Below are 12769 nucleotides of genomic sequence, written 5' to 3' on the forward strand. Positions count from 1 at the left end.
CGGATCAGTGGACCGGTGACTGGACGAAGTTCAGGTACGCCTTCGACGGTGTCGGGCCTCGTTGCCCCTGGTACTTGGAACCGGTCGTCGCACTGCCGTACGGGTGCTCGGCCGGACTGGACAACCGGAACAAGCACAGCTGGCCGATTTTCATGCCGGGCCAGAGCGTGATCGGGAGGTTCGCCACGTTGGACAGCTCCAGGGTGATGTGGCCGCTGAAACCCGGGTCGATGAATCCGGCCGTCGAGTGCGTCAGCAACCCGAGGCGACCGAGCGAGCTCTTGCCTTCGAGCCGTCCCGCCAGATAGTCGGGAAAGGTCGTCAGCTCGAGCGTCGAGCCGAGCACGAATTCTCCGGGATGCAATACGAACGGCTCACCCTCGGCGGGTTCGACCAAAGTGGTCAGCTCGTCCTGTTGCTTCGACGGGTCGATATGGGTGTATCGAGTGTTGTTGAACACGCGGAAGAGCTTGTCAAGGCGTACATCGACGCTCGACGGTTGAACCATCGAGTCGTCGAACGGCTCGATCCCCAAGTTGCCGGTGGACACTTCGGTACGGATATCGCGGTCGGAGAGCAGCACACCCCGCAGGCTATCGCGCCCACCGCCTGAGTTCGGCGGTGGCCGTCGGTCGAACACACCGCTTTGCGAACTTTATCTTGCTAAGCAACGGTAGTTACCCCCGATAATGAGCAAGATCAACTTCGGACGGGTTCAAAACAAGACTTCGACACAAGGATGCGGATGGAATCGATTTTCGTTCTCGATCCTGAGATCAGCATGCAGAAGCAACACTGCACACCCCTGACTACCGACTCGAGCTATTTCGACACCCATCTGAACTGCACCGTGCTGGCAACGACGCCGCGAGCACGGCCAGAGCTGTGGCGCGCATTTACCGAGGGAGCACTGGCGAGCTACACGCACTTCGGCGTCGAGAAGGCACTCGAGTACGAGGAGATCGTCGACGGCACCTCGACCACCATGTTTCTTGCCGCCGTCGACGATTCCGGTCGTCTTCACGGCGGACTCCGTGTACAAGGGCCGTACACCCAGCCCACTCACACGCACGCCGAACGAGAGTGGGCCGACTGTTCGACCGGCCGCGCCGCGCTCCGCAGGATGGTCGCCGAACGCCTACCGCACGGAGTCGTCGAGATGAAAAGCGTCTGGACGGCCCAGGACGCTCCTCGCCAGGGCACCTCGGGATACCTCGGGGCGATCGGTGCAACTCTGGCCGCCGTCGCGCTCGGGAGCCGTTTCACCTTGGCCACGAGTGCGGAACATGCAATGGGCCCCTACCTCGACTCGGGCGCGGTGATGGCGGCCCACATCGATGCCGTGCCCTACCCGGACGATCGCTACCGGACACGAGTTCTCTGGTGGGACCAACACATGATTCCGCGGCACACGACCGTGAACCTCTATCGACACATCGCACGTGCAGTCGCGCAACTGCTCCCCACCCATCACATCTCAACGGAGGCACCAACATCATGACCACATCCTGGCAAGCCGTCATTCTCGACGAGACTCGACACGAGGATCGCGAACTCTTGGACCGGCTGCGGTCGGATCCGAGCATCGAGATCCTCGATCGACTCGCCGAACAGCGCGCCGGGCTCGCACGGTTGACGCCGAAGCCGACAACCGAACTCGTCGAAGAACCGATGCGGTGGATCTACTACCCGTGGCGCCGAACCGTCGTCGCCACGCTGGGACCGGTTGGTTTTCGCCGACTTCGACTGGACCGCAACCGCAACAAGATCACCGCCGAAGAACAGGAACGATTGGCGACGCTGACGATCGGCATCGTGGGTCTGAGCGTCGGGCACGCTATCGCGTATTCCCTCGCGCTCGACGGGGTCTGCGGGGCACTGCGGCTGGCAGATTTCGACAAGCTCGAACTATCCAACCTCAACCGAATCCCGGCCACGCTGCTCGACCTGGGCCTCGGCAAGCCGGTCGTCGCAGCCAGACGCATCGCCGAGCTCGACCCGTATCTCCCGGTGAGCATCGACGATCGCGGTGTGACGGCAGAGTCGGCCGACAGCTTCCTCGACGGACTGGACCTGCTTGTCGAGGAGTGCGATTCACTCGATGTGAAGGTTCTCGTTCGGGAGAAGGCGCGTGAGCATCGAGTCCCCGTCATCATGGAAACGAGCGACCGCGGACTGCTCGACGTCGAAAGATTCGATCTCGAGCCCGATCGGCCTCTGTTCCACGGTCTTCTCGGTGACATCGATTCGAAATCCCTCGAGAACCTCTCCACGCACGACAAGGTGCCGTACGTCCTCGCCATTCTCGGCGCCGGCGACCTGTCGGCGCGGATGGCGGCGTCGATGATCGAGGTCGACCGCACGACGACCACCTGGCCGCAGTTGGGGAGCGAGGTTGCTCTCGGCGGAGCCACCGTCGCCGGGGCGGTCCGTCGGTTCGGCTTGGGTCAGCGACTCGAATCCGGGCGGGTGCGAATCCACATCGACGACCATCTCGACGCGCTCGTCACCCCCACCGGGGCCGCGCATTTCCGTGCCACCACCTCGTCCGAGGAACTTCCCGACCTGCATTCGTCCGCGTTGCACACGCCCAGCGAGGCGATCGCGCACTCGGCCACCCGGGCCCCGTCCGGCGGAAATGTCCAGCCCTGGACCATCACCACCACGTCGGATTCCGTTCGGCTGACACTCGATCGGACTCGTACGAGCGGGCTCGATGTTGCCTACCGGGGCAGCCATGTCGCCATCGGTGCAGCGCTGTACAACGCACGCGTCGCGGCCGCGCACTTCGGCGTACTGGGCGAGAGCACGATTCTACCGACTGGAGACACCGTCGAGGTCGCCCTCGAATTGGCCGCGAGCGCAACCGAAAACGAGCTGGCCGCGCACTACGACGGCATGTTGACCCGAACCACCAACCGGCATCTGGGAATCCCCGCCGACATCGACGCGGCCACCGTCGGCGCTCTCGAGGCCGCTGCCGACGCAGAAGGAATTCGCTTGGCGCTTATCACCGACCGTGCAGCCATCACCGAGATCGCCGGGATCATCGCCGAATCGGATCGAATCCGATATCTCACCGCTGAACTCCACTCCGAGATGATCTCCGAACTGCGGTGGCCGGGCCAGGATGATCCGGACACCGGAATCGACGTCGACGCACTGGCTCTCGATGCAACCGACCTGGTGAAGCTCGATGTATCTCGAAGATCCGATGTCATGGCGCTGTTGGGCGATTGGGACGGCGGCGTCGCGCTGGGCGAAGACAGCCACGACCGCATCGAATCCAGTTCAGCACTCGCGGTCACCGTGACGTCCGGCCACGCCCCCGCCGACTTCGTCCGTGGCGGCTCCGGCACCCAGAGCGTGTGGATCACGGCGCAGACACACGGACTGGCAGTACATCCGGCGTCACCGGTCTTCATCTACGCGCACACCGATGCGGAGTTCGACACCCTGTCCCCGCGCCACGCCGACGCACTGTCGCGACTGCGAACGCGATTCCACCGGGTGGTCGGCATCGAAGACGGTGAATCGATTGCGTTGGTACTGCGCTTGTCCCACACCGACGGCCGCGCTGTTCGAAGTAGAAGACGAACATCGGCGCAGGTGACGCACTAGGCGGTACAGTCCACTCTGGCCTGTCCAGGGTAAATTTCGAGGCTTGATCTCGAGGTCAGGGAGGGAATGGGAATGCGCGACATACGAAGTCTCGACGCGCTCGTCACCGACGTCGCCTCGGACCTCATCGGTGTCGATGCGTCTACGGTATCGACCGCATACACCCGGGTGCTACGCACACTCGTCGAGTTCTTCGATGTCCACGCCGGATACCTTCGCCACACCGACTACCGGAATCGATCGACGGTGATGATCGCCGAATGGCCTCCGAGGCCCGATGCGCCAGCACCCGATCCACTCGGCGTCGTTTATTTCGCCGAAGCCGACCCGGTCTTCGCCGCATGCGAGCATCTGGTGCACCCCAAAGTGTTCCGCCCTACGGTCGGCGACGAGGACTATCGCCAACGGATCGAAGCAGCCTCCGGATATCCCGTCACCTCCATGGCGGTAGTTCCTCTCGTCCAAGAGAAGTCGATCGGATGGGTCGGCCTCATCAAAAGCGGCGACCGAGCGTGGTCCGAAGGCGAAACCAACGCACTCGTCGCCATTGCGTCGATGTTCACGCAGGTTCACGCCCGCATCCTGGCCGAGGAATCACTGCGTCTCGCCGCCGAAAGCGACGCACTGACCGGACTGGCGAACCGGAGAGGGTTCACCGATGACCTACTCCGTCGCCTTTCCTCCGGCGCCGGACCTGTCGCCGTGCTGTTCCTCGATCTGGATCGACTCAAAGCACTCAACGATTTCTACGGACACTCGGCGGGCGACGAATACCTCCGCGCGCTGGCCGACACACTCCGAGCGGTCCTCGCGCCGGAAGCCACCATCGCCAGATGGGGTGGGGATGAGTTCGTGGTCGTCATGCAACCCTCGATGCTCGACGGCAAATCGACGTCGCCGTACAACGTCGCGCTACGAGTCCTCGATGCAGTGGCCACTACGCGAGTAACGATGGCCGGTGACGACATCACCCGCACCGTCAGTATCGGCGTCACCACCGCAATGCCCGGAGTGGAACGCGTCGACGACATCATCGCCAACGCCGATCAGGCTGCGCTGGTAGCCAAGCACCGGGGCGGAAACAGTGTCGTCATGTTCGATTCGGTCATCCGCGCACATACTGCGCTGCGTAACGACGTCGAACTCCATCTCCACGCTGCCATTTCCAATGGCGATCTCGTGCTGCACTTCCAACCCGAGGTCGATCTCAGAACCGGCGACATCACCGCCGTCGAGGCACTCGTACGTTGGCAGCACCCCACCAGAGGCCTCCTTCCCCCGAGCGACTTCATCGATATCGCGGAGTCCTCGGAACTCGCAACCGGACTGGGCCGCTGGGTGCTCGTCGACGCCATGCGCGCCTACTCCGACTGGGCATCTCGCATCCCCGGGCTCGACATCGCGATGCGCGTGAACGTCTCACCTGCGCAGCTCCTCGCCCCCGAGTTCGTCACCATCGTCGCGCAAGCGCTCGACTACGGTTCTGTTCCACCGACCACATTGTGCCTGGAGATCACCGAAAACGCTGTCGTGCAAGATACTGGCCAGACTGCCAAGATTCTGACCATGCTTCGCGAGCTGGGTGTCGGTATCGCGATCGACGACTTCGGTACCGGATTCAGCTCCCTCGCACACCTGAAGGTACTGCCGCTGGATGCCCTCAAAATCGACGGCGAGTTCGTAAAAAATCTCGATTCCAACGCCAACGACCAGGCGATCGTCGGAGCCATCGCCACCCTTGCCGCAGCGTTCGGGCTCGAACTGCTCGCCGAGGGTGTCGAGACCGAGGCCGCGAAATCGGCATTGATGGCCGTGGGTTGTGATCGGGCGCAGGGCTATCTGTTCTCACGGCCGGTACCCGAAGCGGAGATGCTCGAGATGTTGGCACGGGGAGGCATCCACTGACCACCTCAGGCTCGATTGCGCACAGTGGGTTAAGGTCTCGTTAGCCGGGGGGGCCGGAGGCAGGAGAGGGCACTGAATCGACGTCGAGATCTCGATGTCGTCGTAACCGACGTCGCGACTACCCTCATGCGCGTGGATGCCGAATCGGCCCACGAGACATACCCATCGATCCTCCACAGCCTGGCCTGCGAACTGGAACTCGACTTCGCGTTTCTACGCCTGACCGATATCGATACCTGGACAAGCATTCTCGTCGCAGAATGGCCGCCGAGAATCGGAATCACCTACCCGGACCCGTCGACGGTCGCGCACCGGGACGGTCCCGACCCGATCCTCGCTCTCGCCGCAACGATGAAAGACGTCACCGTAGTGTCCTCGACGGAAGACATTGCCGAACAACTCGATGGTCTTGCGCCCGAGAGGGTTCCGCTCGTGGTGATCCCACTGGTCACCGGAGGCATCGACGTGGGGGTCCTCGGCTTCGCCAAGGCTGCCGGGCGCGCTTGGACCGACTGCGAATTGAGCTCGCTGCGATCGGTTGCTGCGCTGATGACGCAGCTGCTAGCGCGAGTGGACGCGGAGAACCGTTCCCGCTTCGCCGCCACGCACGACGATCTCACCGGGATGTCGAACCGCAGAGCACTGTTGGACCACCTGAGCGCGCGCCTGGAGGAGCCGGGGTGCGGCCCGGTGGCAGTGCTGTTTCTCGACCTCGACCAGCTGAAGTCGTTGAACGACTTCCTCGGCCATCTGACCGGCGACGAATACATCCGCGACGTCGCCGATATCGTGCGTGAAGAACTCGGAGCCGAGGATGTGATCGCCCGGTTGGGGGGCGACGAATTCGTCGTCGTACTCGCAGGCCCGACAGATGAATGCACCGCCGACCTGGCGGCCCAAACGATACTGAAGGCAATCGACGGGATCGACATGCCTCTCGCCGATCTGCGTCGGCGCGCCCGGATCGGCATCATGATGGCCCAGCCCGGTCGTATCACTGCCGAACGTGCCCTACGGTGCGCGGACCAGGCTGCGCTCATCGCGAAGATCGGCAGTACCGACAACATCGAACACTTCACCGAATCGGTGCGAGCACAGAGCGAGCTGCGAAGCGACGTCGAAGTGCACCTGCGTGACGCGATCGAAGGCGACGCCCTCGTGCTGTACTACCAACCCGAAGTCGACCTCGGCAGCGGAAAGATCACCGCGGTGGAAGCTCTCGTCCGATGGCAACACCCGGTGCGCGGACTCCTGCCGCCGAGCGCTTTCATCCCCGTCGCCGAAGCGACAAACCTCGCACCGGCATTGGGGAGGTGGGTACTGGACACAGCGTGCCGCACCTTGTCCGAATGGCGGTCGACGTTACCATCCCTCGACATCTCCATACGCGTCAATGTCTCCCCGGCCCAGCTCGTCGAACCCGACTTCGCCGGAACCGTCGAGGCAGTCCTTCGGCGCTACGGGGTCGAAGGCCCACAATTGTGCCTCGAGATTACCGAGGTCGCCGTCGTCAACGACGTGGACCGCACTCGAAAGACGCTCCACGGGCTGCACCAACTCGGCGTTCGCATCGCCATCGACGACTTCGGCACCGGTTACAGCGCACTGTCACATCTGAAGGAGCTCGACGTCGATGCACTCAAGATCGACCGCTCCTTCGTCACCGACCTCGGAGCAGGTGACGCCAACGACCTCGCCATCGTCGAATCCGTCGTCGGGCTCGCCGACGCCTTCGGACTCGATGTCATCGCAGAAGGCGTCGAGACCACCGCGGCGGTCGATGTCCTCCTCGCGCTCGGATGCACACGGGCGCAGGGGTACCTCATTTCCCGACCGGTTCCCGCGGCCGAGACGCTCGAACTCCTTCGTGCCGGGACCATCCAGTTCTGACTACCGACGGCGGCTGATACAGTGTGTCCGCGTGGCCTCAGGGCCGCCAAGCCGGTGTAGTTCATTGGTAGAATGCGACCTTCCCAAGGTTGAGAGGCGGGTTCGATTCCCGTCACCGGCTCATTTGCGACAACACCCCAAACAGGATAAAACCTGATTTCGGCTCGATAAACATGATTTCCGTCCGAAATATCTACGGACGATATCCCCTGAATCACGCATTTCTTCTGTTTTCCCATTCACCTCGTTGATATCGTGTCCTTCGTGCTAAACCTTCTGACGTGCTTGTTGTTTCCCCCGACAATTGCCATGACAGGAATAGAGCATGAACTGGATTGCATTGTTGTTGTCCGCATTGATGTGGACACCCGGGGCACCCCCTGCCCCCACCCCGACTCCCACCCCGACTGCACCGGTTCCGACCACAACCACTCCCCCGCCCGCACCACCGGTACAAGGTGGCGTGCTGTGGGAGGACGCGTTCAACGGAACCGGAGCCGTCGACGCCAGCAAGTGGACATTCCAAACCGGCAGGTGGGGTGCAAGTTCCGGCGAGCAGCAGTACTACACCAACTCGACGTCCAATGCGTCGATGAGCAACGGCGCCCTGCAGATCACCGCTCGCCGCGAGAATCCACCCGACGGGGTGCGCGCACCCGACAACATCACGAGCGCACGCGTCGTCAGCTTCGGAAAACAATCCGTAACCCCGCCAGTTCGAATAGAAGCATCCATAAAGATGCCACGAGCCGCTGGATTGCTTCCGGCATTCTGGTTATTGGGATTGGAACCGGGACATGAATACGATTGGCCGCGTCAGGGTGAAATCGACATCGTAGAAATCCCGGGAACCAATGGCCCGTCTTTCAATCTTCATGGTCCATCGCGCAGCAATTCTTCGGTGGACGTCAAGGCCGGCGGCGACACCGCTCCGCTGTCCGACGCTTTTCACACCTACCGCGTCGACTGGCTGACCGACAGGATCACCTGGTTCATCGACGGGGTGGCCAAGTATTCGCTGACCAAGGCCCAGTACGAAGCGAAGGGCGGCAACTGGACTCCGTTCTCCGGCGCCTTCCCGCACTACGTGCTTCTCAACGTGGCGGCCGGCAACAACTGGGTAGGTAAGGTCCCCGCCTCGACGCCGTTCCCGCAGACGATGAGTGTCGACTGGATCAAAGCGAGCCGAATTTCCTGACCGAGGTCACGTTTGTGAACCATCCCACCGCACAGCACCGCTCGCTGGGACATGGCACACAATTGGGCATAGCATCTAGAAGGGAAGTACCCCAAGGTCGAGGTGTGGCATGAAATTCTCTCTCGCGCTGAACTTCAGCGCTGTGTGCGTTGCCTGCTCCGTAGTGGGAATGGGAGTCGCATCGGCTGCGCCGGTGATCCCGACGACACCGGGACCCGGGCAATCGAACCATGCTGATGCGATCAGATACTCCGCGGAGAACCCCGGCGCTGTCCCCCCAGGCGTCAACGATCCCGAATGTGTTCCGACACCGCAGCATTCAGAACCGGTCATCCTGGTCCACGGAACCGACGCCACGGTGTACTCCGACTGGGCCGGTCTCGGGCCGGTACTGAAAACGGCGGGGTACTGCGCGTACGCGTTGAACTACGGTGCGTCACCGGACGGGACGAGCTACGGGTTCAGCGACATCGCCGGGAGTGCAGAACAATTGAAAGAGTTCACCGAATCGGTGCTGACGAAAACTGGTGCCACGTCGGTAAACCTCGTCGGCTACTCCCAGGGCGCCGCGGTCACCCGTTACTACACCAACCGCCTAGGCGGGGACGCCGTGGTGGACAAGTGGATCGGCATAGCCTCACCTACCTACGGCGGCACTGCGTACGGCACCTCCCCTGTACTGCAAGCAGTTCCGGGTGGAACAACACTCGTCGCCGGTGAGTTCGGCCCGGCACTCGTCGAACTACTGCAGGGTTCGGACTTCCTGAACCGACTCAATGCCGGCGGCGACACCGTCCCCGGCGTCGAGTACACCAACATCGCCACCCGAGTCGACGAGACGATCCAGCCCTATACCAATGCGCTGCTTCGGGACCCCGGTGCCACCAACATCGTGATCCAGGACGTCTGCCCGCAGGACAACGTCGCACACTTCACCTTCACCTACGATCCGACCGCCATCGGGCTCGTCCTCGCTGCCCTCGACCGGACCGCCGGGATCGTCGCACCCTGCGGTCCGGTCCCACTCGGTGCCGGAATTCTCGACGTCGTCATCGCGAGCAACCAACAACTCCCGGAACACCGCTGAGATTCGCGGCCGACAACTGATAGGCACGCAGACCTACGTACAGCTCCGAGCACTGGATCGGGTCGAGAAAGTCCCGACCGGTCAGCTCGCCGATCCGCCGCAAGCGATACAGCACGGTGTTGCGGTGATAATGCAACCGCGACGCCGCCTCACTGGTCGACCCTTTGGAGCCGAACCACGCATCCAGGGTCGTCAGCAGGCTCTCCCGCTCCTCGTCGGGAAGGTCGAGCAGGCGACCGAGGATCTGCCGGGTAGCCGCCTGCGCACTGTCCGGATGCCGAGCCAGCATCAATGGAACCGGAACCGCATCGAAGCGCGTCAGCGCACTGCCGTCCACGCGCGCACAGGTCCGCGCCAACCTGGCCTGCTCGACGGCCATCGGCATTCCCGCCGGTGACGAGAATCCGGCACTGACCCCGATCGCCGCATCGGTGCCGCCGTTGTCGATACTGCACAGAACCTCGTCGAGGAGAGCATCCGAAGTCGCGAACAGCAGGCCGAGAGTGCCGTCGACTTCGGAGTCCCACACCGCACCGATGCCCCGCGTCGACAGTTCGACATCACGTGAGTCCGCGGAGACGACGACGAACGATCCACGATCGGGAATTCGGAAGGTCCGCACCGCGTCGGCCACGGCGGCCGGGTTCGAGACATGATCACCGAACAGTGCCCGCACCAGTCGCCGGCGCGATTCCGCATCCTGTTCGGACAGTGTGTCCACCGTCGAGCGGTATGCCTCCGCGGCAGCGTCGGAACAGACGTCGACGAGCGCCCATACCTGCGCCGCCATCTCGAGCAGGGCTCGCGAGGGTTCTCCGTCGGACCGATTCATCAACTCTTCCCAAATGAGTCGACCACCCAGCCGAAACGCGTGCAGCAGCGCGGCAAGCGGCACACCCTGCTCGGCCTTCAACCGACCCGTCGCGTGTGCCGAAGACAGATCCGGTACACCGTGACCGGCCAGGCAACCGATCATCGCGCGCAGATTCTCCCGGCAGGCACTGCGCAACTCGTCCTCGGTCAACAGCGAGGCCTCGAGATATCCGTGCTCGGCGTCGAGTATGCGGTGGACCAACGTCTCGGCCAGCATCTCCGTCGAGTCGAGGAGTGGCGCAGCGAGGTCGGTCGACGCGAGCACAGTGGTCGGAGTACTGGTTGCCATGGTCGAAGCGTAGCGCCACCCCTCGACCCTTGGTTGTGCCACTGCACAACCAAGCGACCGACTTGGAGAGCGCGGGCCTATAGCGCTCACGGTCGAATGAGACGACAATCACAGCAGAAGTGGACCTACGCGCACCCCGAGTAAAGAGAAGAGCCACCCCTTGACCGATCGAATCGAACCCGACCTGCACATCGCGCTCACCCCGGAAGACGAGACGCACCGCCTGGTCGACGCCGCACTCGAAGAGTTGAGCGCAGGGGAGAAGAAGTGGGCGACCCTGACATTGGCAGCACGTCGGGCGCTGCTCGAGCAAGTGCGAGACCTGACCGTCGCGCACGGCGCCGAGTGGGTCACCGCCGCGTGCTCGATCAAGGGCCTCGACCCGTCGTCGTCACTCGTCGGTGAGGAATGGATCTCCGGCCCCTATGCATTCGTCAGCGGCGCAGCCACCCTCGCGCACACTCTGACCGCCCTCGAATCGGGCACCAGCCCGCTCGCCCAGGCACACTTCGGTTCCGCGCCCGGCGGACGCACCACGGTCCAGGTACTGCCGCTGAGCATCTTCGACTCGCTGCTGCTCAACGGATTCAGCGCCGACGTGTGGCTGAAACCGGGAATCGACGCCGATACCGCCAAACGCACCGCAGGCCTGGCCCAACGCGATCCCGCGCACACCAACGGCATCGGCGTCGTACTCGGCGCCGGCAACATCATGTCCATCGCGCCGCTGGACACACTGTACGAACTCTTCGCCCACAATCGCGTCGTCGCGCTCAAACTCAACCCGATCACCGACCCGTTGCTGCCGGTGCTGAGAAAAGTCCTTCGGCCGTTGATCGACGCCGGCGTCGTCCGCTTGCTCACCGGTGGAGCCGAGGCGGGCACCTACCTGGTCAACCACGACCTGGTCGATCACGTGCACATGACCGGTAGCTCGATCACCCACGACGCCATCGTCTTCGGACCCGGACAGACCGGCGCGGAACACAAAGCCGCCAACGACCCGATACTGACCAAGCCGATGACGAGCGAACTCGGCGGCGTCTCACCGACCATCGTTCTCCCCGGCGAGTGGAGCACAGCCGACATCGAGTTTCAGGCCGAACACGTTGCCACGCAACGCCTACACAACAGTGGCTACAACTGCATCGCATCACAGGTGGTCGTACTGTCCTCCAACTGGAAACAGCGAGACCAGTTCCTCGCCGCACTCCGCAAGGCACTCGACTCGGCACCCTCCCGTCGCGCGTACTACCCAGGCAGCGACACCCGCGTAGCCGGCGCCCTGGAGAACTATCCGAAAGCCTCGCGGCTCTCCGGCGGACGCGTCCTTATCGAAGACATCGACCCAGGCAAAGAAGCGTCACTGCTGGAGACCGAATACTTCGCCCCGGTTCTCGGCGTCATCGAACTCCCCTACGGCGAAGATGAATTCGCCGCCAAGGCAGTGGCGACCGTCAACGAGAAGTTCATCGGCACCCTGGGGGTCAACATTATCGCCCACCCCAAGACGATCGATCGACTGGGCTCGAAGTTCGACTCACTGCTGGCCGAACTGAACTACGGCACGATCGCAGTGAACGCCTGGACCGGAGTCGGATTCCTCACCGCCGCAGCGTCGTGGGGCGCGTTCCCGGGACACACGATCGACGACGTCCAGAGCGGAATCGGCATCGTCCACAACGCACTCCTGATCGACGGCGCCGAACGCACCGTAGTGCGCGGACCTTTCCGTCCGTCTCCTCGCTCGCTGATCAACGGCGAATGGTCGATCTCCCCCAAGCCGCCATGGTTCGTCAACAACCGAACGGCCGCAACCACCGGCAGGCTGTTGACAGAATTCGCCGGAAAGCCCTCCTGGGCAAAGCTTCCTGCCATCTTCGCCTCCGCTCTGCGCGGCTAGAGA

At 63.1% G+C, this 12769-nt stretch carries 9 protein-coding genes and 1 tRNA gene; 8 read left to right on the top strand and 2 right to left on the bottom strand.

Annotated features, from left to right (window positions below; genetic code table 11):
• Positions 1-4: 4 nt before the first annotated feature.
• Complete coding sequence (gene dcd / locus ABIB36_RS03415; protein ID WP_084347344.1) at positions 5-583, bottom strand: dCTP deaminase; 579 nt, start codon at positions 581-583, stop codon at positions 5-7.
• 162 nt (positions 584-745) lie between these two features.
• Here dcd and ABIB36_RS03420 point away from each other — a divergent pair, with 162 nt between their 5' ends.
• The 7 genes from ABIB36_RS03420 (at position 746) to ABIB36_RS03450 (ending at position 9701) form a co-directional block, all read left to right on the top strand.
• Complete coding sequence (locus ABIB36_RS03420; RefSeq protein ID WP_354559157.1) at positions 746-1501, top strand: hypothetical protein; 756 nt, start codon at positions 746-748, stop codon at positions 1499-1501.
• A complete protein-coding gene (locus ABIB36_RS03425; RefSeq protein WP_354559158.1) occupies positions 1498-3621 on the top strand; it encodes an Rv1355c family protein in 2124 nt (707 codons plus the stop codon). The genes ABIB36_RS03420 and ABIB36_RS03425 overlap by 4 nt, the downstream gene beginning before the upstream one ends.
• A 72-nt stretch (positions 3622-3693) precedes the next feature.
• On the top strand, positions 3694-5526 hold the full coding sequence (locus ABIB36_RS03430; RefSeq protein ID WP_354559159.1) for a putative bifunctional diguanylate cyclase/phosphodiesterase: 1833 nt from the start codon (positions 3694-3696) through the stop codon (positions 5524-5526).
• A 126-nt stretch (positions 5527-5652) separates the two neighbouring features.
• The gene (locus tag ABIB36_RS03435) at positions 5653-7416 is read left to right on the top strand and encodes a putative bifunctional diguanylate cyclase/phosphodiesterase (RefSeq protein ID WP_354559160.1); all 1764 of its coding nucleotides are present in this window, start codon (positions 5653-5655) and stop codon (positions 7414-7416) included.
• Positions 7417-7466: 50 nt separating this feature from the next.
• Positions 7467-7537 (top strand) — tRNA-Gly (locus ABIB36_RS03440).
• 204 nt (positions 7538-7741) lie between these two features.
• Positions 7742-8614, top strand: coding sequence for a glycoside hydrolase family 16 protein (locus tag ABIB36_RS03445; protein WP_354559161.1), 873 nt, complete (start codon positions 7742-7744; stop codon positions 8612-8614).
• Positions 8615-8723: 109 nt separating this feature from the next.
• Positions 8724-9701: an esterase/lipase family protein gene (locus ABIB36_RS03450; RefSeq protein ID WP_354559162.1), complete on the top strand. Its 978-nt coding sequence runs from the start codon at positions 8724-8726 to the stop codon at positions 9699-9701.
• Here the strand turns inward: ABIB36_RS03450 and ABIB36_RS03455 are convergent.
• Complete coding sequence (locus ABIB36_RS03455; protein ID WP_354559163.1) at positions 9664-10863, bottom strand: PucR family transcriptional regulator; 1200 nt, start codon at positions 10861-10863, stop codon at positions 9664-9666. The two genes, ABIB36_RS03450 and ABIB36_RS03455, sit on opposite strands and share 38 nt — an antisense overlap.
• A gap of 190 nt (positions 10864-11053) precedes the next feature.
• Between ABIB36_RS03455 and ABIB36_RS03460 the strand changes: the two genes are divergently transcribed.
• Positions 11054-12766 (top strand): aldehyde dehydrogenase family protein, encoded by a 1713-nt coding sequence (locus ABIB36_RS03460; RefSeq protein WP_354559301.1) that lies wholly within the window; start codon positions 11054-11056, stop codon positions 12764-12766.
• Positions 12767-12769 lie beyond the last annotated feature (3 nt).

Origin of the sequence: Rhodococcus sp. UYP9, assembly GCF_040547235.1 — a bacterium.
Lineage (GTDB): Bacteria > Actinomycetota > Actinomycetes > Mycobacteriales > Mycobacteriaceae > Rhodococcoides.